17 protein-coding genes are annotated in these 19,892 nt (G+C 67.5%); 9 read left to right on the top strand and 8 right to left on the bottom strand.

All coding sequences use genetic code 11. From position 1 onward, the window contains the following. Positions 1 to 84: 84 nt before the first annotated feature. The gene (locus RH90_RS14650; RefSeq protein WP_010186540.1) at positions 85 to 537 is read right to left on the bottom strand and encodes a universal stress protein; all 453 of its coding nucleotides are present in this window, start codon (positions 535 to 537) and stop codon (positions 85 to 87) included. Between the two features lie 140 nt (positions 538 to 677). On the opposite strand from RH90_RS14650, the gene RH90_RS14645 reads away from it, so the two are divergent. The 5 genes from RH90_RS14645 (at position 678) to RH90_RS14625 (ending at position 5,570) form a co-directional block, all read left to right on the top strand. Continuing rightward, on the top strand, positions 678 to 2,033 hold the full coding sequence (locus RH90_RS14645) for a pyruvate dehydrogenase complex dihydrolipoamide acetyltransferase (protein ID WP_010186538.1): 1,356 nt from the start codon (positions 678 to 680) through the stop codon (positions 2,031 to 2,033). Continuing rightward, entirely contained in the window at positions 2,033 to 2,248 is a 216-nt protein-coding gene (locus RH90_RS14640) for a hypothetical protein (RefSeq protein ID WP_010186536.1), read from the top strand. Before RH90_RS14645 ends, RH90_RS14640 begins: the two co-directional genes overlap by 1 nt. A gap of 10 nt (positions 2,249 to 2,258) precedes the next feature. After that, complete coding sequence (locus RH90_RS14635) at positions 2,259 to 2,657, top strand: acyl-CoA thioesterase (RefSeq protein WP_010186534.1); 399 nt, start codon at positions 2,259 to 2,261, stop codon at positions 2,655 to 2,657. Then, positions 2,650 to 4,044 carry a dihydrolipoyl dehydrogenase gene (gene lpdA, locus RH90_RS14630; protein WP_010186532.1) on the top strand — a complete coding sequence of 465 codons (1,395 nt, stop codon included), beginning with the start codon at positions 2,650 to 2,652 and terminating at the stop codon, positions 4,042 to 4,044. The genes RH90_RS14635 and lpdA overlap by 8 nt, the downstream gene beginning before the upstream one ends. Before the next feature lie 77 nt (positions 4,045 to 4,121). Beyond that, positions 4,122 to 5,570: a hypothetical protein gene (locus RH90_RS14625; RefSeq protein WP_051124682.1), complete on the top strand. Its 1,449-nt coding sequence runs from the start codon at positions 4,122 to 4,124 to the stop codon at positions 5,568 to 5,570. Between the two features lie 30 nt (positions 5,571 to 5,600). Here RH90_RS14625 and RH90_RS22125 read toward each other — a convergent pair whose 3' ends face one another. After that, the gene (locus RH90_RS22125) at positions 5,601 to 6,116 is read right to left on the bottom strand and encodes a bactofilin family protein (protein WP_010186528.1); all 516 of its coding nucleotides are present in this window, start codon (positions 6,114 to 6,116) and stop codon (positions 5,601 to 5,603) included. 36 nt (positions 6,117 to 6,152) lie between these two features. Then, a complete protein-coding gene (locus RH90_RS14615; protein ID WP_029625340.1) occupies positions 6,153 to 6,977 on the bottom strand; it encodes a hypothetical protein in 825 nt (274 codons plus the stop codon). 168 nt (positions 6,978 to 7,145) lie between these two features. Here RH90_RS14615 and RH90_RS14610 point away from each other — a divergent pair, with 168 nt between their 5' ends. After that, on the top strand, positions 7,146 to 7,556 hold the full coding sequence (locus tag RH90_RS14610) for a phasin family protein (protein ID WP_232280363.1): 411 nt from the start codon (positions 7,146 to 7,148) through the stop codon (positions 7,554 to 7,556). 22 nt (positions 7,557 to 7,578) lie between these two features. On the opposite strand, the gene RH90_RS14605 is transcribed toward RH90_RS14610, so the two are convergent. From RH90_RS14605 to RH90_RS14585, 5 genes are all read right to left on the bottom strand, one after another. Then, a complete protein-coding gene (locus RH90_RS14605) occupies positions 7,579 to 8,097 on the bottom strand; it encodes a GNAT family N-acetyltransferase (RefSeq protein WP_010186522.1) in 519 nt (172 codons plus the stop codon). A 112-nt stretch (positions 8,098 to 8,209) separates the two neighbouring features. After that, complete coding sequence (locus RH90_RS14600; RefSeq protein ID WP_010186520.1) at positions 8,210 to 9,727, bottom strand: efflux transporter outer membrane subunit; 1,518 nt, start codon at positions 9,725 to 9,727, stop codon at positions 8,210 to 8,212. Then, positions 9,724 to 12,924, bottom strand: coding sequence for an efflux RND transporter permease subunit (locus tag RH90_RS14595; protein WP_010186518.1), 3,201 nt, complete (start codon positions 12,922 to 12,924; stop codon positions 9,724 to 9,726). The genes RH90_RS14600 and RH90_RS14595 overlap by 4 nt, the downstream gene beginning before the upstream one ends. A 10-nt stretch (positions 12,925 to 12,934) precedes the next feature. Continuing rightward, positions 12,935 to 14,143 (bottom strand): efflux RND transporter periplasmic adaptor subunit, encoded by a 1,209-nt coding sequence (locus RH90_RS14590; protein ID WP_010186517.1) that lies wholly within the window; start codon positions 14,141 to 14,143, stop codon positions 12,935 to 12,937. A 143-nt stretch (positions 14,144 to 14,286) separates the two neighbouring features. Continuing rightward, positions 14,287 to 14,469: a hypothetical protein gene (locus RH90_RS14585; protein WP_010186514.1), complete on the bottom strand. Its 183-nt coding sequence runs from the start codon at positions 14,467 to 14,469 to the stop codon at positions 14,287 to 14,289. A gap of 105 nt (positions 14,470 to 14,574) precedes the next feature. On the opposite strand from RH90_RS14585, the gene RH90_RS14580 reads away from it, so the two are divergent. From RH90_RS14580 to RH90_RS14570, 3 genes are all read left to right on the top strand, one after another. Beyond that, positions 14,575 to 17,334 (top strand): TonB-dependent receptor, encoded by a 2,760-nt coding sequence (locus RH90_RS14580; RefSeq protein WP_010186512.1) that lies wholly within the window; start codon positions 14,575 to 14,577, stop codon positions 17,332 to 17,334. A 65-nt stretch (positions 17,335 to 17,399) separates the two neighbouring features. Further along, positions 17,400 to 18,668 carry a long-chain-fatty-acid--ACP ligase gene (locus RH90_RS14575; protein WP_010186510.1) on the top strand — a complete coding sequence of 423 codons (1,269 nt, stop codon included), beginning with the start codon at positions 17,400 to 17,402 and terminating at the stop codon, positions 18,666 to 18,668. 69 nt (positions 18,669 to 18,737) lie between these two features. Further along, positions 18,738 to 19,844, top strand: coding sequence for an S-(hydroxymethyl)glutathione dehydrogenase/class III alcohol dehydrogenase (locus tag RH90_RS14570; RefSeq protein WP_010186508.1), 1,107 nt, complete (start codon positions 18,738 to 18,740; stop codon positions 19,842 to 19,844). Positions 19,845 to 19,892: the final 48 nt, after the last annotated feature.

Here is a 19,892-nt window from a genome sequence, read left to right as displayed (position 1 = left end):
CGCAGGTCAGCCGTCACAACGGGCCGACCCACCCCCGACCCCTCCCTTTCAGGGAGGGGAGGAGAAGGCCCAGGGGAGCAGCGTTCAGCTCAGCCTATCGATCGCCTCGCGGTCGAGCGAGCCGGGGATGATCATCAGCGGGATCGGCAACGCCGCATCGGCGCCGGCGAAATGCGCGACCAATGGGCCCGGAACGCCACTCGGTGCTGCGGCGAGCACCAGCGCGGCGATGTCGGGATTCCCGGCGATCACGTCGCGGATCACCTTGGGGCCTTCCCCCTGGCGCACGGTCAGTGTCGGCTTGAGCCCCGATTCCTGCAGCAGCGTGCCAGCGGCGGCGGCAACGAGCCCTTCGGCATGCTGCCGCGCTTCCTCTTCGATCGTCGCCTGGATCCCGGCAAAGGCGGTGAATTCGGTCGGCGGGATCAAGGCAAGGATTTCGACGCCGCCTCCGGTCTTCACAGCGCGCCGCGCGGCGAAGCGCAGCGCGATGCTGCTTTCCTGCGTTTCGTCGATCACGACCAGATAGGTCCGCATGGCGTTCGCTCTCCCCCAACAGCGATATTGTGAACGATAGGTGGGGCCAAGCGGCGCAAGGTGCAAGCCATGGCCTTGACCATCGCCGCGCCGGGCGCGAGAGACGACCCCTACGGATTCGGACAGATGAGGACGCGTTGATGCCGGTCGAAATCAAGATGCCCGCTCTTTCTCCCACGATGGAGGAAGGCACGCTGGCGAAATGGCTGGTCAAGGAAGGGGACACCGTCAAGTCGGGTGACCTGATGGCCGAGATCGAGACCGACAAGGCGACGATGGAATTCGAAGCGGTCGACGAAGGCACGATCGGCAAGATCCTCGTCGCCGAGGGGACCGACAACGTGAAGGTCGGCACCGTGATCGCGACGCTGCTCGCCGAAGGCGAAAGCGCCGGCGCGACGACGCCCGAGCCCGCCGCGAAGGAGTCCGAGCCCAAGCCGTCGCCGGTCGATCCGAACCAGACCGGCAGCGAAGCCAAGCCCGTCGAGCGGACCGCCGAACAGGCCGAGGATCACGGCAATCCCGCGGGCAGCGCCGCGCCGAAGTCGACTCCGGCGCCGCGACAGGACGGCGGCGATCGCGTCAAGGCGAGCCCGCTCGCCCGCCGGATTGCTGCCGAGAAGAGCATCGATCTCGCCACGCTGCAGGGCTCTGGCCCGAACGGGCGGATCGTTCGCGCCGATCTCGAAGGTGCCAAGTCGGGTCACGCATCCGCTGCAACCGCCAGCGCCCCGGCGGCGGAAACCGCAGCTCCGGCCTTGGCAGCAGCGCCCGCCGCGGCGCCCAAGCCCGCGATCATCCCCGACATCCCGCACAGCGCGGAAAAGCTCAGCAACGTGCGCAAGACGATCGCGCGTCGCCTGACCGAATCTAAGCAAACCGTTCCGCATATTTATCTCACGGTCGACATCCGCCTCGATGCGCTGCTCAAGCTGCGCGCCGACATGAACAAGGGGCTCGAGGGCCGCGGCGTCAAGCTTTCGGTCAACGATCTGCTGATCAAGGCGCTCGCCGCCAGCCTGATCCAGGTGCCCAAATGCAACGTGATGTTCACCCCCGACCAGTTGATCAGCTTCAGCCGCGCCGACATCTCGGTTGCGGTGTCGACCCCGTCGGGGCTGATCACGCCGATCATCGCGGGCGCCGACACCAAGGGCGTCGCGACGATCTCGACCGAGATGAAGGACCTCGCGACGCGCGCGCGCGACAACAAGCTCAAGCCCGAGGAATATCAGGGCGGCACCGCCTCGCTCAGCAACATGGGCATGTATGGCATCAAGCAGTTCGAGGCGGTGATCAATCCGCCGCAGGGCATGATCATGGCGATCGGCGCGGGGGAGAAGCGGCCGTACATCATCGACGACGCGCTCGGCGTGGCGACGGTGATGTCGGCGACGGGCAGCTTCGACCATCGCGCGATCGATGGGGCCGACGGCGCCGCGCTGATGCAGGCGTTCAAGACGCTGGTCGAAGCGCCGCTCTCGATGCTCGCCTGATGATCGGCCGCCGCACCCTGATCGAGCTGCTGCATATCGCGGCCGGCCTGCTCGGCGCGGCGGTGATCGCCTATGGCGCAGTGTGGGCGCTGCCGCATGCCGCGAGCCCGATCTGGGAAGTGGCACTCGGTATGATGGCGGTGATCGTGCTGATGGGCCTTCCCCCGCTGCGCCTGGCGTGGCGGGCGCAGCGCGATCCGGCGCTGCGCGACTGATTGCTTCGGCATGACCGATCAGCCCCCGACGACATCTCCCGCGATCCGTGCGACCGCGATGGCGTGCGACGCCAATCCGTACGGCAAGATCTTCGTCGGCTGGCTGATGGGGCAGATGGCCTTGGCCGCGGGTTCGGTCGCATCACGGCATTGCGGCGGGCGCGCGCCGGTCGTCGCGGCGGATGGCTTCAGCTTCACGGCGCCGGTCGAGATCGGCGACGAAGTCTCGTTCCATGCCGCGATCGTCAAGACCGGGCGCAGCTCGATGACCGTCGCGGTCGAAGTGTGGCGGCGCGACCGCCACGGCGAGGGCACTGAATGCGCCGCGCGCGGCACCTATATTCTGGTTTCGATGGGCGAGGACGACCGGCCGCGCCCTTTAGTGATAGAGGAATCCTCCCTTGGCTGACCAATTCGACCTCATCATCCTCGGTTCGGGCCCCGGCGGCTATGTCGCCGCGATCCGCGCGGCGCAGCTCGGGCTCAAGACCGCGATCGTCGAGCGCGAGCGCTTGGGCGGCATCTGCCTCAACTGGGGCTGCATCCCGACCAAGGCGCTGCTGCGCACCTCGGAAATCTATCACTACATGCAGAATGCCGAGAGCTACGGGCTCAAGGCCGACAACGTTTCGTTCGACCTTAACAAGGTCGTCGAGCGCAGCCGCAAGGTGGCGGGACAGCTCAACGCCGGCGTCAAGGGGCTGATGAAGAAGAACAAGGTCACGGTGTACGAGGGCTTCGGCGCGCTGACCGGCAAGGGCAAGCTGAGCGCCAAGCAGGGCGACAAGACGACCGAGCTCGAGGCCAAGCACATCATCATCGGCACCGGCGCGCGCGCCCGCGACCTGCCGTTCGCCAAGGCCGATGGCGAGCGGATCTGGACCTATCGCCACGCGATGGTTCCGCCCGAGATGCCGACCAAGCTGCTGGTGATCGGCTCGGGCGCGATCGGCGTCGAGTTCGCGAGCTTCTACAACGACATGGGCGCCGACGTCACGATCGTCGAGATGCTGCCGCGCATCCTTCCCGTCGAGGACGAGGAGGTCAGCGCCTTCATGGACAAGGCGCTGACCAAGCAGGGCATCAAGCTGCTCGTCGGCACCGGCCTGGAGGGCATCGAAACCTCGGCGAGGGGCGTTACCGCCAAGATCAAGGGCAAGGACGGCACGGTTACGTCGGAAGACTATAGCCATGTCATCGTCGCGATCGGCATCGTGCCCAATACAGAGAATATCGGTCTCGAGGCGCTCGGGATCGAGACCGAGCGCGGCCATATCAAGGTCGACGGCTATGCGCGCACCAATGTCGAGGGGATCTATGCGATCGGCGACGTCACCGGTGCACCCTGGCTCGCGCACAAGGCAAGCCATGAAGGCGTCGTCTGTGTCGAGGCGATCGCGGGGCTCAACCCGCATCCGTTCGAGAAGTGGAACATCCCCGGCTGCACCTATTCGCGACCGCAGGTTGCGAGCGTCGGGCTGACCGAGGCCAAGGCCAAGGAAGCCGGCCACGAGCTCAAGGTCGGCAAATTCCCGTTCATCGGCAACGGCAAGGCGATCGCGCTCGGCGAGGCCGAGGGCTTCGTCAAGACGGTGTTCGACGCCAAGACCGGCGAGCTGCTCGGCGCGCACATGGTCGGCGCCGAGGTTACCGAGCTGATCCAGGGCTATGTCGTCGCGCGTCAGCTCGAGACGACCGAAGCCGAGTTGATGGAGACGGTATTCGCGCATCCGACGCTGAGCGAAATGATGCACGAGAGCGTGCTCGGTGCCTATGGCCGAGCGCTGCACATTTAGGCGGCGCCGCCGCGAGTCCTGAAAGTCGCTTGGCATCGGCGCTTTACAGCGATGGTGCGCCGCGTCATGCCCCGCACATGACGCGCGCAACCGAGCCACGGGCAGTGCCGCCCCGCACCGATCGCGTCGCGGCGGCGCGGATCGGTGGTGCGACGCTGCTGCTGTTGCTCGGGTCGCTTGCGCTGTTCTGGCCGGGGATCATCACCTACGACGGCATCGCGCAGTTCGGGCAAGCGCTCGCCGATGAATATGAGGATTGGCATCCGCCGATCATGGCGCGGTTGTGGCACGGGCTGCACGGCGTGTTCGGCGGGGGCGCGGAGCCGATGCTGCTGTTGCAGATGGCGCTGTATTGGATGGGCTTCGGGCTCATCGCCGCGACGCTCGCGCGCGACGGGCGCCGCCGCGCTGCGGTCGTGGTGCTGCTGCTCGCGGTGTTGCCGCTATACGTCGGTTGGCAGGGCGTCGTGCTTAAGGATACGCAGATGCTCGGCGCAATGCTTGCCGCTGCGGGGATCCTTGCCTGGTGGCGGTTGCGCGGCGCCCGGCCGCCCCTCGCCGCGCTGTTGGTCGTCGCGACACTGTTGAGCTATGCGACGTTGGTGCGCTCGAACGCCGTTTTCGCGACTGTCCCGCTCGTCGTGCTGCTGGTCGGCCCCAAGCCATGGTGGGCGCGTGCGGTGACCACGCTCGGCGCGGTCGTTGCCGTGCTCGTGCTCGCGCAGGCGATCAATCACCGCGTGCTGGGCGCCGGGACGAGCGGAGTCGAACGGACCGAGGCGTTTTACGACCTTTCGGCGATCGCGGCGCAGGACCCGCAGCATGCGGTCGGCCTGACCGCAGGCGAGGCGCGCGCGGTGGTCGCGCTGCGTTGCGTCAAGCCGTTCTTCTGGGATCCGCTCGGCACGCCCGATCGCTGTGGCCCGACCCTCGAGCGGTTGCACGGGCTGACCGCCGCTCCGCTGTATCGCCTGCTCGGCGAAGCGATCGTACGGCATCCGTTGGCGTACGCGACGCACCGCCTCGCCCATCTCAATTCGACCGAACGCTGGATCGTGCCAGCGAACTGGCCGAGCGCGGTACCGCCGGGAGTGACCGAAGCCAATACGGTCGGCTTGCGCAGCCCCGGGCCCGCGGCCGCACGCTGGCAGGCGTTGGCGCGGATCAATGCGGAGACGCCGCTCGGCTGGCCGATCGTCTGGCTCGTGCTCGCGATTTGCGCGTTCGTCGTCGCGCTTCGCCGCGATCCCGCGCCGATGCGCGATTTCGCGATCGCGCTGCTTGCCTCGGCGATCGCGCTCGAGGCGAGTTTCAGCGTGCTCAGCATCGCTTCCGACCTGCGCTATCATCTATGGCCGATGGTGGCGACCGCGCTGGCGGCGGTCGTTCTGACGGCAGATGCGCGCTGGTCGCGCCGCGCGCTGGCTGGCACCGGCATCGCGCTCGCGTTGGTGATCGTCCCGGGTGCGGTCGCGCGGTGCGTTCTGCCGGCACCGGCGACGACCTACTTCGCAATGCTGCGCTAAAGCCTAAGGTCGGGCTGCACCCGCCGCCCGCTATCCTTCGGCGACGGCGGCGGTGCTTGGCTCGACGCCGTTCTCGATCGCGCGCATCGGTTCGATCTGGCGAAGCGCCGCGACCGGGGACGCGCGGTCGAAGCTGCGGCTTTCGCTTTCGGCCGGCTGGTGCTTGAGCCGTCCGTCGATCGACGCGCCGACTTCGATCGAGATCGATTCATACTGGACGTCGCCAACGATCCGCGCCGACCGCTCGATCGTCAGATGCCGCACCGCGACCGATCCGTCGATCCCGCCGCCGAGCCGCGCGGTTTCGGCGACGACCGCCCCGGCGATCCGACTGTCCTGCCCCTGGATCAGCGTCGCGCACGAGACGTCGCCCTCGATCCGCCCATCGACATGCAGATCGGCGCTCGCCGCGATATTGCCCGTGATCACCACGTCGGCGCTGATCACCGAGAACAGACCGCGCTTGGCCGCTGCGGACGATGGGGGCACGGGATGCCCGGCCGAACCATCGCTGCCGTTGCTCGCTCTACCGGTAAAGATCGCCATCGCCTGCCGCCCCGAACTGCCCGACTCGGCGCTGCGCTAGCATGTCTCGGGCCAGGAGGGCAGGGGCTTGGCGCGCTGCAGCGGCACGATACGCGGATTGTCGTTGGCGGCGGGTTTGAGAACCATGCGGGCATGGAGCAGTGTTGCCGCAAGCATCGCCACGGCAGCGAGCGCCGTGGCGTCGGCGCGGCCGAGCCACGCCATCGTGGTGCCGCCAACGACGAGCCCGGCGACCCGCCAGCGACCGGCGCGTGGATCGAGCACGGCGACGATCAGCGCCAATGCGTCCGCCAGAAGCAAGGCTTGCGGACCGATTGCCGGCAGCAGGACGGGGAGCATCGCGCCAAGCAACGCGGCGTCGAGCAGATCTGCGCGCCGTAGGCTCAGTCCCGTTGCCCAGGCGGTATAGGCCATGGCAGCGCCGAGTGCGCTCGCCATCGCCAGCCCGGCCAGGGGAAGCGCGCCGATCCCGGGGAGTGCCTGCGCGATCGCCCACAGCGTCGGCGCGCCGCGCGTCAGCGCAACATCCTGCGGCAAGACGATGGCAAGCGGCACGCCCTGCGAGCGCGCCAGCAGCATCGCGAGCGCGCATGCGGGCGCGAGCGGCAGCGTCGGCCACGGCGCCCGCAGGCGGACACAGAGCGCGACGACGAAGGGTGCGAGCACGAGCGCATTCGCGTCGAACCCGACCGCCAATCCATACCAGACGAGCATCGCACCGGGTCGCTGCGCGACCGCTGCGGCGATCGCGACGAGGCAGGCGGCCGGCCAGAACAGCGCGCCGTTGGCCAGGACGCAGAGTGGAAGGAGGGCAAACGTGGCCGCGCTCGGCGGGGCCACAGGCGGGGCGGGGCGGACCATCCGCGCATCATGCGGTACGACGGGTTGAGGTCGCGTTAAGGCACGCCGGCAGGATTTGCGCTCGGCGCGGCGCGAGCCTAAACTCACAACCTGTCGGCGGCGAAGACCGCGGCAAAGGAGAGTCGGATGCCGTATCGCGTCAGCACCGCTTATGCCGGCCCGGCGCGGATGCGCCGCCTCGCCGGCTTGCGCGCTGCGCGGTGCCGCTCGGCCCAGTCGCCCATATTATCGAAAGGACGCAGCTTCATGACCGACAAGATCCGGGACGCCTTTACCGAAAACGTCGCTGACCCGGCCAGAAAGGCGGGTGAAGCGCTGCGCGACGCGGGCGGCAAGATGGCCGAGAGCAGTTCGGCGATCGGCATCAAGATGCTCGATCAGGCCGAAGCCAACGCTCGCGAGGCCTTTGCCGCGATGCGCGCCGCGGCGGGGGCGAAGGACCTCTCGGAGGTGATGAAGATCCAGGGCGATTTTCTCCGCGAGCAAAGCCAGCGCAGCGTGAGCCAGGCGCGCGAGATGGGCGAAGTCATCCTGCAGTTCGGCCGCGACGCGGTCGGCGCGGTCCGCGGCGAGAAATAAGCGCGGCGATCCGCGGCGCGATCTAGCGCGTGGTATCGGCGCTCCGCACGATGTCGTGGCTCAGCACCGCGACATCGTGCGTGTTGCCCGCGCGATCGCGGACATGGTCCTTGAGCAGCGCCTCGGCGCGGAAGCCGAGGCTTTCGAAGAGCATCACCGACCCGATCTGATCGGGGGTCATCTGCGCGGTGAGCTTTTCGAGACGGCGGTCGAGCGCGACCGAATAGAGCCCTTCGAGCAAGTCGCGACCGAGCCCGGCACCGCGCTTGGCCGGCGCGACGAGCAACCGGATCTCGCCGACATGCGCGCTCCAGCCGAGCGGATCGCGCACCAAGGCAGCGGTGCCGACGAACGCGCCGCCATCCTCGGCAACGAGGCTGTCGATATAGCCTTCGGCAATCGCCGCGACCCAGGCAGCGATGACGCGCGGATGGCGCAGGTCGCGCCCGAGGAAGAGCAGGTCGTGCTCGGGGAGCGTCTCGGCAAAGGCGAGCATCGCTTGCTCGTCCTTGGGCTCGAACCGCCGGATGTGATGGCCCATCGTCGATCACTCCCCGGCGCTTCCAACCACGGCTGGATCAGCCTGGAACCGCGCAACGCTGCCACGCGCGCCGCGGCTTGTCACGCGTTCCTTCGGCCTCGGCCGGCAATCGTTACGGCTGCGTGGGTTTTGGCCCGGCCGCCGTGACATCGAGCGTCGAGTCCCCGCCGAGCGAGCGATAGAGCGTCACGAGGTTGGTCGCCTCGGTCAGCTGCGCCGAAATCAGGCTGCGCTGCGACGAATAAAGCGACTGCTGCGCGGTAAGGCTTTGCAGGAAGGTATCGATCCCGCCGCGATAGCGCGCATCGGACAGCCGGTAATTGTCGGTCGACGCCGCGGTCAGCGCGCGCTGTGCGTCGAGCTGCGCGGTGATCGTGCCGCGCCGCGCGAGCGCATCGGCGACTTCGCTGAAGGCGGTCTGGATCGCCTTTTCATACGTTGCGAGCGCATAATCGCGCTGCGCGCGCGATTGCGCGACGCCGGCGCGACCCGCACCGGCGCGGAAGATCGAATAGCTCGCGCTCGGCGAGACCGAATAGTTGAATGCGCCGCCGGTGAAGAGATTGCCGAGCGAACTGCTCGCCAGCCCGGCGAGCGCGGTCAGCGAGATCGTCGGGAACAGCGCTGCACGCGCCGCGCCGATCTCGGCATTACTCGCGCGCAACTCATACTCGGCCTGGACGACGTCGGGGCGGCGCAGGAGAATGCTCGAACTGAGCCCGGCGGGCAGTTCGGCGATGGTCGGCGCGGCCTGCTCGATCGACGCAGGCAGCAGCGATGGATCGACCGGCGCACCGACCAGCAGCTGGAGCGCGTTGACGTCCTGTGCGACCGCCGTGGTCTGCGTCGCGAGGTCCGACAAAGCGGTCTGCTCGATGATCCGCGCCTGATCGAGATCGGTGCGTGGCGCGATGCCGCCATCGACGCGCGACTTGGTGAGCGATACGCTGCGCGCCGCGAGCGCCGCTGTATCGCGAGCGATCTTGAGCAGGCTGGTGTCGGAAGCATAGGTCAGCCACGCCGTCGCAATATCCCCGACCAGCGTGAGGCGGGTCGCGCGCGCCGTCGCCTCGGTTCCGAAATAGCGATTTTGCGCGGCCGTCGTCAGCGAGCGAACGCGGCCGAACAGATCGACCTCGAACGCGGTGATCCCGAGACTTGCGGAAAAGGTGTTGGTCGCCCCACCATTGCTCGTGAACGTCCCAGTACTGGTACCGGTGCCGCCCGTACCGGTGCCCGTAACGCCCGTACCGGTGCCGAGCCCGGAGCCCGTATTGGTGACGCCGCGCGTCCCGTTGTCCCGACGCGAATAGCCTGCCGTGCCGCCGATCTCGGGCAACAGTTCGGCCCGCTGGATGCGATATTGCGCGCGCGCGATCGCGATGTTGGCGGCGGCGGCGCGCAGGTCGCGATTGTTGACGAGCGCTTGCTCGATCACACGCTGCAGCCGCGGATCGCGGAAGATGTCGCGATAGCTGATGCTCGGCAGCGTCGCCTCGTTCTGCGCCAGATAGGCGTCGCCGACCGGCCAGCTCGGCGGAACGGGCAAGTCGGGCCGGACATATTTCGGCGCGAGCGAACACGCCGACAGCGCGACGAGCGAGACGAGCGAGACGGTCTTGCGGATCATGCGGTCGCCTCGCCCTGGCCGGTCGGATGCGCAGGCGGCATGTCGTCCGCCGGCTTCTCCGCGTGGTGCAGCTTCTGCGAGATGCCGCGCGCGCCGCGGCGGATCATTACGAAGAACAGCGGGATGTAGAAGATCGCGAGAATCGTCGCGGTCAGCATTCCGCCGATCACTGCGGTGCCGATCGCGACGCGGCTGTTGGCGCCGGCGCCGGTCGAGATCGCCAGCGGCAGCACGCCGAAGATGAAGGCGAAGCTCGTCATCAGGATCGGGCGCAGTCGAATTCGCGCCGCCTCGAGCGCAGCGTCGATCACGCGCTTGCCGGATTTCTCGGCCTGCTCGGCGAATTCGATCATCAGGATCGCGTTCTTGGCGGCCAGCCCCATCGTCGTCAGCAGGCCGATCTGGAGATAGACGTCGTTCTGCAACCCGCGCAGCGTAACCGCGAACACCGCGCCGACCAGACCGAGCGGAATGATCAGCAACACGGCGATCGGGATCGACCAGCTCTCATAGAGCGCGGCAAGGCACAGGAAGACGACGAGCAGCGAGATGCTGTAGAGGAACGGCGCCTGACCAGACGACAGGCGCTCCTGATACGACAGGCCGCTCCACGCGACGCTCGTCCCTGGATATTTCGCGGCGAGTTCGGTCATCTTTTCCATCGCCGTGCCCGAGCTCTGGCCCGGGGCGGCCTGGCCCGAGAATTCGAACGACGAGATCCCCTGGAAACGCGCGAGCGACGGCGCCGCGGTGCTCCAGCCGGTCGTCGAGAAGGCCGAGAACGGCGTCATCGCGCCGGTCGATCCGCGGACATACCATTGCGCGAGGTCGTCGGGCGAGGCGCGATACGGCGCATCGCCCTGGACATAGACGCGTTTAACGCGGCCACGATCGTTGAAGTCGTTGACATAGGTGCCGCCCCAGGCGGTCGACAGCGTCGAATTGACGTTCGCCTGGGTGAGGCCGAGCGTGCTCAGCTTCTGCGCGTCGAGATTGACCTGAAGCGTCGGCTGGTCGTCGAGATCGGTCGGGCGTACCGCGGCGAGCGTCTTGTCGGCGCGCGCGGCGGCGAGCAACTTGTCGCGCGCCGCCTTGAAGTCCTCGCGGCTGAGGCCACCCGAATTGAGCAATTCCATAGTGAAGCCGGTCGATTGGCCGAGCCCGCGCACCGGGGAAGGCACGGTCGCATAGAACTCGACGTCGCGCAGCCCGGCGAGCGCCTTGGTGGCGCGCGTGGTGATCGCGTCGGCGCCGTTTTCGGTGCCCTTGCGGTCGGCCCAATCCTTGAAGGCGATAAAGCCACGGCCGGCATTCTGTCCGCCCGAACCGCCGCCGCCGCCCGCAACGGTCAGATAGCCGTCGACGTTCTTGCCCTCGGGGCCGGCGAAATATTTCTCGATCTCGAGCTGCGCCTTGCGCGTCGAGTTGAGCGTCGCGCCCGGCGCGAGGTTGTACTGAATCTGCGCGATCCCCTGATCCTCGTTGGGCAGGAAGCCGGTCGGCAAGCGCAGGAACAGAATTGCCAGGATCGCGATCACGCCGGCATAGATCAGCACGAACAGCCATTTGCGGTCGATCACCTTGGCGACGGCGTTGCCATAGCGATCGATCGTCTTGTCGAAGCCGGTGTTGAACCAGTCCTTGGCGGGCTGCGTCTTGCGCGCGATCCAGCCGTCCTGCTTCTGGTCCTGCTTGCGCTTGAGCAAGGTCGCGGTGAGGGCGGGGGTTAGCACCAGCGCCACGACGACCGACAAAACCATCGCCGAAACGATGGTGATCGAGAATTGGCGATAGATCACGCCGGTCGATCCGCCGAAGAACGCCATCGGAAGGAACACTGCCGAGAGCACGAGCGCGATCGCGATCAGCGCGACGGTGATCTCGTTCATCGATTCGATCGTCGCATCGCGCGGCGACAGATCGGGATTTTCTTCCATCAGGCGCTCGACATTCTCGACCACGACGATCGCATCGTCGACGAGCAGGCCGATCGCGAGGACCAGCCCGAACAGCGTCAGCGTGTTGATCGAGAAGCCGGCGAGCGAAAAGATGCCGAAGGTGCCGAGCAGCACGACCGGCACCGCGATCGTCGGAATGAGCGTCGCGCGCCAGTTCTGCAGGAAGACGAACATGACGATGACGACGAGCACGATCGCCTCGAACAGCGTCTTCTCGACCTCCTCGACCGAGAGCTTGATGAACGAGGTCGAATCCTGCGGGAAGCTGTAGGCATAGCCGGTCGGGAACGCCTTGGCCGATCGCTCGATCTCGGCCTTGACCAGTTCGGCGGTGCTCAGCGCGTCGGCGCCCGGCGCGAGGCTGACCGCGATGCCGGCGCCGGGATGGCCGTTGACGCGGCTGGTGACGGCATAGCTTTCGGCTCCGAGCTCGACGCGCGCGACATCCGACAGATGCACCGCGGAGCCGTCGGGCTGGGTCTTGAGCACGATCGCGCGGAACTGCTCTGGCGTGGATAGGCGCGACTGCGCGGTCACGGTTGCATCGAGCACCTGGCCAGGCCCGTTGGGAACGCCGCCGATTTCGCCCGCCGCGACTTCGGCGTTCTGCGCGGTGATCGCGGTGGTGACGTCGCTCGGGATCAGGCTGAAGCTCGCGAGCTTGTTGGGATCAAGCCAGATGCGCATCGCATATTGCGCACCGAACACGTTGATGTCGCCCACGCCCTTGATGCGGCCGATCGTGTCCTGCAGGTTCGAGACGAGATAGTCCGACACGTCCTGGTTGGTCGTCCGGTCGGTGGTGTCGTAGATCGCGGCGATCAGCAGGAAGTCGGGGTTCGACTTGGTGACCGTAAGGCCCTGTTGCTGGACCTGCTGCGGCAGCCGCGACAGCGCCTGCTGCACCTTGTTCTGGACCTGGACCTGCGCGATGTCGGGGTTGGTCCCCTTGTCGAAGGTGGCGGTGATCGTCACCTGCCCGCGCGACGACGAGCTGGTCGCGAAATAGAGCAGGCCGTCGATGCCGGTCAGCTGCTGCTCGATCACCTGCGCGACCGAGTTTTCGAGCGTCGTCGCCGAGGCGCCGGGGTAGGTCGCGCGGATGTTGACCTGCGGCGGCGCGATGTCGGGGAACTGCTCGACCGGAAGCGTGTAGATCGCCCCGATCCCGCCGAGCATGATGATGATAGCGACGACCCAGGCGAAGATCGGCCGGTCGATGAAGATGCGGGAAATCACGAGGCGGCGCTCAGTTCGTCTTGTCGGACGCGGAGTCCGATTTGGGCGGCTTGATCGTCTGCGGCGCGTTCGCGGCGACGGGCTTGATCGTCTGGTTGACCTTCACCTTGCCGACGCCCTGCGTGATGATCTTGTCGCCGGGTTTGAGCCCGGCGGTGACGATCCAGTCCGTCCCCTGCGTCGTCGACGCGGTGATCGAACGCTGCACCGCCTTGTACCCGCCCTTGCCGTCGGGCCCGACGACGAACACCGTCGCCTCGCCCTTCGGGCTGCGCGACACGGCCTGTTGCGGGACGAGGAAGGCGTTCGGATCGATCGATTGCGCGAAGCGCGTGCGGACGAACATGCCGGGAAGCAAGATGCCCTTCGGATTGGGGAAGCGCGCGCGCAACGTTACCGTCCCGGTCGCTGCGTCGACGACCACTTCGGAAAATTCGACGTCGCCGGTCAAACCATAGTCGGTGCCATCCTCGAGCTTGAGCTGGACGTTCGCGCGCGTCGCGACCGCGCCGCCCGAGGCGAGCGCGCGTCGCAGCCGCAACAGATCGGCGCTCGCCTGCTGGATGTCGACATAGATCGGATCGAGCTTCTGGATCGTCGCGAGCGGATCGGTCTGGCTCGCTGTCACCAGCGCGCCGACGGTATAGAGCGAGCGCCCGATCCGCCCGGTGATCGGCGCGGGGACGGTGGTGAAGCGCAGGTTGATCTTGGCGGTATCGAGCGCGGCCCTCGTCTGCGACACCGCCGCAGCGGCCTGGCGCGCGGCGGCGGCGGCGTCGGTATAGTCCTGCTTGGCGACCGCCTGCATATCGGCGAGCGGCTTGTAGCGCTCGGCCTTGACGCGGGTCGCCTCGGCATTGGCAATGGCGCTGGCGACGTTCGCGCTCGCCTGGCCCGCGGAGGCGCGATAGAGGCTCGGGTCGATCTGGTAGAGCGGCTGACCCTCGCGCACCAACGCGCCCTCGGTGAAGAAGCGCCGCTTGATTAGGCCGGTCACCTGCGGGCGGACTTCGGAACTCTGATAGGCGGCGGTGCGGCCGGCGAGTTCGGTGACGAGCGGGACCGAACTCGGCTGGATCACGATATAGCCGACTTCGGGCGGGCCCTTGGGCGCGCCGCGGCCGCCTTTGTCCTGTTTGGCGGCACCGCAGCCGGCGAGCAAAAGCGCTGTCGTGCCGACGAACATCACCGCGCGCAGGGAAGGAAACTCAGCCGCCATCTTAGTCCACCGCTTTCAAGGACGCTCGCGCACGGTGGATACCCTACGCAACCGACGCCAAACGCGGCCTGATAGCGGTTGTTCCAACGGCATATCAACTGTCTCGGTCCGGCCGCACTTCGCGCGCCGCCGCAGCGCGCAGGTCAGCGCAGTTTCGCGATGGTGAGGCCGTCCGCCTTGGCGCGGTCCTTGGTCGATTCCTCGCTGCGTTTCAGCGCCTTGGAAATCGCCTTGAGCGCCATGCCCTTTTTCGCCAACGTGTGCAGCTTCTGGACCTCGTCGGTCGTCCAGGGCTGCCGATGCCGCTCGAATCGCTCTTCACTCATAACAAGCGTTCTAGGGCAGGGGCCGTTCGAGTTCCAGCGGGTGATCTTCGGCATACTCTTGCGACAGATGCGCGCTAGCGGGCGGCGAGACGAAATGGGGCAACGATGATCCGCACGACCAAATTGCTGACGCTCGCGCTCGCGGCGACCCCCACCCTGGCGGCCGCCCAGCAGGCAACGCAGCCGGCGGCGCCGCAATCCGCCCCGAAATCCGTCGCGCAGCCGGACGGAAAGACCTCCGCGACGGCAAAGCGCAAGAGCGCGCCCGCACCCGTCACCGACGACAGCGAGGACGGCCCCGACATCATCGTTCGCGGGACAAAGCCGCCCGGCTCGGTGATCGGCGACATCCCGCCCGAACAGACTTTCGGGCCGGCCGACATCCGATCGTACGGCGTCGGCTCGATCACCGAATTGCTGAGCGAACTCGCCCCGCAGATCCGCAGCGATCGCGGCAGCGGCGGGGCGCCGGTGGTGCTGCTCGACGGCAAGCGCATCTCGAGCTTCTCCGAAGTCCGCGACCTGCCGACCGAAGCGATCGCCCGGGTCGAGATCCTGCCCGAGGAGGTCGCGCTCAAATATGGCTATAGCGCCGACCAGAAGGTGGTGAATATCGTCCTGCGCCGCCGCTTCCGCGCGGCGACGGTCGAACTGTCGGACAAGCTCGCCACCGAAGGCGGCCGCAACGCGCCGCAGGGCGAACTCGATCTGCTCCAGATCGCCAATAAGGGCCGCGTCAACCTCCACCTCGAATATCAGCCGGTCGAGGCGCTGACCGAGAGCGAGCGCGGCATCGTGCCGACGGTGCGGACGCCGCCGCCCGGGGCCACCACGCCGGTGCTGGTCGCGACCGACCCGACCGATCAGCGGCCGTTTCGCACGCTGCTGCCCTCGGGCCGGACCTTCAACGCCAACACGACCTATGCGCGCAGCTTCGGCGACATTTCGGGCACGCTCAACGCCACGCTTTCGGCGAGCGACACGATCGGACTGCTCGGCCTGCCGACGACGACGTTGGTGGTGCCGGCGGGCAACCCCTTCTCGGCCGATGCCGTCACCGTCGGCCGCACGCTCGGCGGCGACTTCGCGCCGCTCGAGCAACGCAATTCGACGGTCGCGGCGCATCTCGGCACGACCTTCAACGGCACGATCAGCAAGGCGTGGCAATGGTCGGTGACCGGCACCTACGACCATGCCGAATCGAAGACCTTCACCGATGCCGGGCTCGACCCCAGCGCGTTCGACGCGCGGCTCGCCGCCAACGATCCGACCGCGAACCCGTTCGGCGCGCTCGGGGCGTCGCAGATCGGCACGCGCGCCGCGACGCGCGCCTATTCGACCTCGGACGAAGGCAAGATCGACGCGCTGTTCACCGGCACGGTGTTCAAGCTGCCCGCAGGCGACATCTCGACCAGCGTCCATCTCGGCGGCGACATCAGCAGCTTCGACAGCCGCTCGTATCGCAACGGCCTGACCGCGACCGGCGCGGTGTCGCGCGACATCATCAACGGCCAGCTCAATGTCGACGTGCCGCTGACCAGCCGCGCCAAGGACGTGCTCGCCGCGATCGGCACGCTGTCGGTCAACGGCAATGTCGCGGTCAACCATCTCTCCGATTTCGGGACGCTGACGACGCTCGGCTACGGCCTCAACTGGTCGCCGGTCGTGCCGCTCCGGATCATCGCCTCGGCGACGACGCAGGACACCGCGCCGAGCGCGACGCAGCTCGGCAATCCGCAGATCGTGACGCCCAACGTGCCGGTGTTCGACTATGTGCTCGGCCAGAATGCGAGCGTGACGACGATCTCGGGCGGCAACCCCAATCTGATCGCGAGCAGCAGCCATACCTACAAGCTGAGCGCAACGCTGAAACCGTGGAGCACCAAGGACCTGTCGCTGACCGCGACCTATATCGACGCGCGGATCGAGAACCCGATCGCGAGCTTCCCGACCGGGACCGCGGCGATCGAGGCGGCCTTCCCCTCGCGCTTCACGCGCGTGCGCGACGCGAACGGCGATCTCGTGCTGACGCAACTCGACACGCGGCCGATCAATTTCGCGCAGAGCAGCCGTTCCGAGCTGCGCTGGGGGATCAATTTCTCGATGGCGCTCAAGTCGAAGCTGCAGAAGCAGATCGAGGCGTGGCGCGCCGGGACGGGGCCCAACCCGTTCGCTGGGATCAAGATCCCCGAAAGCGTCCAGCGGCAGATCGCTGCGGCGCGCGCGGCGCGCGGCGGCGGCGGTCCGGACGGACCCGGCGGGCCGGGGGGCAGGGCTGGTGGCGGCGGGCCGGGTGGCCCGGGCGGCGGGCCGGGCGGTGGGCGCGGCGGCTTTGGCGGATTCGGCGGCGGTGGCGGTCGGGGCGGCGGCGGAGGCGGCGGAAGGCTGCAGTTCGCGCTTTACCACACCTGGCATTTCACCGATCACGTGCTCGTCCAGCGCGGCGGTCCGTCGCTCGATCTGCTCAACGGCGATGCGATCGGCTCGAGCGGCGGGCAGCCGCGGCATGAGCTCGAGGGGCAGGCGGGGTATAACAACAACGGTCTCGGCGTGCGTTTCTCGGCGAATTGGCAAAGCGCGACCGACGTCAACGGCGGCACGCTCGGCAGCCCGCAGAACCTGCATTTCTCGGCGCTCGGCACGCTCGGCGTCCGGCTGTTCGGCGATCTCGGGCAGCGGATCGAGCTGATCAAGAAGCATCCGTGGATGCGCGGGATGCGCATCGCGGTCGCGGTCGACAATCTGTTCGACGCGCGCCAGCGCGTGACCGATGCGAACGGCACGACGCCGGTCGCGTATCAGCCGGACTATCTCAATCCTTTGGGGCGGACGGTACGTTTGTCGGTGCGCAAGCTGTTCTTCTGAACGGCGCAGCGGCGGGGCGGGGGTTTCGCTTGCGCCCGCCGCGCCTGGCAGCGACAAGGCGGGCGATGGCCTCGCCCGAATTCCGTCTGCTCACCAAGCGCCGCTTCGCGCCGCTGTTCGTCGTCCAGTTCCTCGGCGCGTTCAACGACAACGTGCTAAAGTTCGCCTTGCTGTTTCTCGCTAATTTCGGGGTGCGGCACGGGGCTTTGAGCGGCGAGCTGCTCGCGACGATCTCGACCGGCATCTTCATCCTGCCCTATTTCCTGTTCTCGGCGATCGGCGGGCAGGCCGCCGATGCGATCGACAAGGCGGTGCTGATCCGCTGGGTGAAAGGCGCCGAGATCACGGTGATGGCGGTCGCCTTGCTCGGCTTCGCGGTCGGATCGATCCCGATCCTGCTCGGCTGCCTGTTCCTGATGGGGCTGCATTCGACGATCTTCGGCCCGGTCAAATATTCGATCCTGCCGCAACAGCTCGGACCGCACGAGATGATGGGGGGGACCGGCCTGATCGAGGCGGGGACCTTCCTCGCGATCCTCGGCGGGCAATTGCTCGCCGGCGTGCTCGCGCCGTGGGAGGCGGGGGTGGCGGCCACGGCGCTCGCCTGTGTCGGGTTCGTCGCGAGCCTCGCGATCGCGCCCGCGCCGCCGACGGGCACGCAGTACCGCATCGATTGGAACGTCTTCAAGGGCACCGCCGACATTGTGCGAACCGCTAGCCGCGATCGCACGATCGTCCTCTCGATCTTCGGGATCAGCTGGTTCTTCGCGGCGGGGGCCGTGCTGGTTTCGGAGTTTGCGCCGCTCGTCAGCGCGACGCTCGGCGGGTCGAAGGCGGTGGTGACGCTGTTCCTGCTCGTCTTCTCGGTGTCGATCGCGATCGGGTCGCTGAGCGTCAACCGGCTGCTGCGCGGCGAAGTCTCGGCGCGCTATGTGCCGCTCTCCGCGGCGCTGATGGGCGTCTGCCTGATCGACCTATCGGCCTCGACGCACGGTTTCGCGATGCGCGCGGCGGGGCTCGACATCGCGCATTTCGTCGCCGCAGCGGGGAGCTGGCACATCCTGTTCGGGCTTGCCGGCATCTCGTTCGCGGGTGGGATGTTCATCGTGCCGCTCTATGCGATCCTCTCGACCGCGACCCCCGCCGCCGAACGCTCGCGCGTGATCGCCGCCAACAACATCGCCAATTCGCTCGTCACCGTCCTCGTCGTGCTGGTCGCGACGGCGATGATCGCGCTCGGCAGCGATGTGCCCGGCGTGATCGGGATGCTCGGCGTGGCGACGCTGGGCGTCGCGCTGGTGTTGCGCGGCATGCCGCGGCGCGATCGCGCGTGAGCTTGCCGCGCGGTTGACGCGCGACGGGGCCACCGTAAGGGAGGGGCGACCGTTTCGAGGAGAGCTCCCATGAAAACCCGCGCCGCCGTCGCCTTCGCCGCCAAGCAGCCGCTCGAGATCGTCGAACTCGACCTCGAGGGGCCCAAGGCGGGCGAAGTGCTGGTCGAGATCATGGCGACCGGCATCTGCCATACCGACGCCTATACGCTCGACGGGCTCGACAGCGAGGGGCTGTTCCCGAGCGTGCTCGGCCACGAAGGCGCGGGCATCGTGCGCGAGGTCGGGCCGGGGGTGAACTCGGTTAAGCCGGGCGATCATGTCATCCCGCTCTACACTCCCGAATGCCGCCAGTGTAAGTCGTGCCTCAGCGGCAAGACCAATCTGTGCACCGCGATCCGCGCGACGCAGGGCAAGGGGCTGATGCCCGACGGCACCTCGCGCTTCTCGTACAAGGGCGAGACGATCTTCCATTACATGGGCTGCTCGACCTTCTCGAACTTCACGGTGCTGCCCGAGATCGCGGTGGCGAAGATCCGCGAGGACGCGCCGTTCAAGACGAGCTGTTACATCGGCTGCGGTGTCACCACCGGTGTCGGCGCGGTGGTCAATACCGCCAAGGTCCAGGTCGGCGACACCGTCATCGTGTTCGGGCTCGGCGGGATCGGTTTGAACGTCCTCCAGGGCGCGCGGATGGCGGGCGCCAGCATGATCGTCGGGGTCGACATTAACCCCGATCGCGAGGAATGGGGCCGCAAGTTCGGCATGACGCACTTCGTCAACCCGAAGGACGTCGGTGATCTCGTCGCGCATCTCGTCGCGCTGACCGATGGTGGCGCGGAGTATACCTTCGACTGCACCGGCAACACGACCGTCATGCGCCAGGCGCTCGAGGCGTGCCATCGCGGCTGGGGCACGTCGATCATCATCGGCGTGGCCGAGGCGGGCAAGGAGATCAGCACGCGCCCGTTCCAGCTCGTCACCGGGCGCAACTGGCGCGGGACGGCGTTCGGCGGGGCGAAGGGACGCACCGATGTCCCCAAGATCGTCGACTGGTACATGAACGGCAAGATCGAGATCGACCCGATGATCACGCATGTCCTCAGCCTCGAGGAGATCAACACGGGATTCGATCTGATGCATTCCGGCGAAAGTATTCGCAGCGTCGTCGTCTATTGATCGACTTGGGCCTTTCGCCCTGCGGACAACGCGGTTAGACCCCTGCCC

This window comes from Sphingomonas sp. PAMC 26605 (assembly GCF_000241485.1).
Taxonomy (GTDB): Bacteria; Pseudomonadota; Alphaproteobacteria; order Sphingomonadales; family Sphingomonadaceae; genus Sphingomonas.
This window is presented reverse-complemented; position numbering and strand designations above follow the sequence as displayed.

What these genes read in the sequence shown, in the direction of transcription:
- RH90_RS14650 (WP_010186540.1), bottom strand. Translation starts at nt 537, where the DNA reads ATGCGGACCTATCTGGTCGTGATCGACGAAACGCAGGAAAGCAGCATC.
- RH90_RS14640 (WP_010186536.1), top strand. Translation starts at nt 2,033, where the DNA reads ATGATCGGCCGCCGCACCCTGATCGAGCTGCTGCATATCGCGGCCGGC.
- RH90_RS14575 (WP_010186510.1), top strand. Translation starts at nt 17,400, where the DNA reads ATGGCCTCGCCCGAATTCCGTCTGCTCACCAAGCGCCGCTTCGCGCCG.
- RH90_RS14635 (WP_010186534.1), top strand. Translation starts at nt 2,259, where the DNA reads ATGACCGATCAGCCCCCGACGACATCTCCCGCGATCCGTGCGACCGCG.
- RH90_RS22125 (WP_010186528.1), bottom strand. Translation starts at nt 6,116, where the DNA reads ATGGCGATCTTTACCGGTAGAGCGAGCAACGGCAGCGATGGTTCGGCC.
- RH90_RS14580 (WP_010186512.1), top strand. Translation starts at nt 14,575, where the DNA reads ATGATCCGCACGACCAAATTGCTGACGCTCGCGCTCGCGGCGACCCCC.
- RH90_RS14605 (WP_010186522.1), bottom strand. Translation starts at nt 8,097, where the DNA reads ATGGGCCATCACATCCGGCGGTTCGAGCCCAAGGACGAGCAAGCGATG.
- RH90_RS14590 (WP_010186517.1), bottom strand. Translation starts at nt 14,143, where the DNA reads ATGGCGGCTGAGTTTCCTTCCCTGCGCGCGGTGATGTTCGTCGGCACG.
- RH90_RS14645 (WP_010186538.1), top strand. Translation starts at nt 678, where the DNA reads ATGCCGGTCGAAATCAAGATGCCCGCTCTTTCTCCCACGATGGAGGAA.
- RH90_RS14615 (WP_029625340.1), bottom strand. Translation starts at nt 6,977, where the DNA reads ATGGTCCGCCCCGCCCCGCCTGTGGCCCCGCCGAGCGCGGCCACGTTT.
- RH90_RS14600 (WP_010186520.1), bottom strand. Translation starts at nt 9,727, where the DNA reads ATGATCCGCAAGACCGTCTCGCTCGTCTCGCTCGTCGCGCTGTCGGCG.
- RH90_RS14625 (WP_051124682.1), top strand. Translation starts at nt 4,122, where the DNA reads ATGACGCGCGCAACCGAGCCACGGGCAGTGCCGCCCCGCACCGATCGC.
- RH90_RS14585 (WP_010186514.1), bottom strand. Translation starts at nt 14,469, where the DNA reads ATGAGTGAAGAGCGATTCGAGCGGCATCGGCAGCCCTGGACGACCGAC.
- RH90_RS14570 (WP_010186508.1), top strand. Translation starts at nt 18,738, where the DNA reads ATGAAAACCCGCGCCGCCGTCGCCTTCGCCGCCAAGCAGCCGCTCGAG.
- RH90_RS14610 (WP_232280363.1), top strand. Translation starts at nt 7,146, where the DNA reads ATGCGCCGCCTCGCCGGCTTGCGCGCTGCGCGGTGCCGCTCGGCCCAG.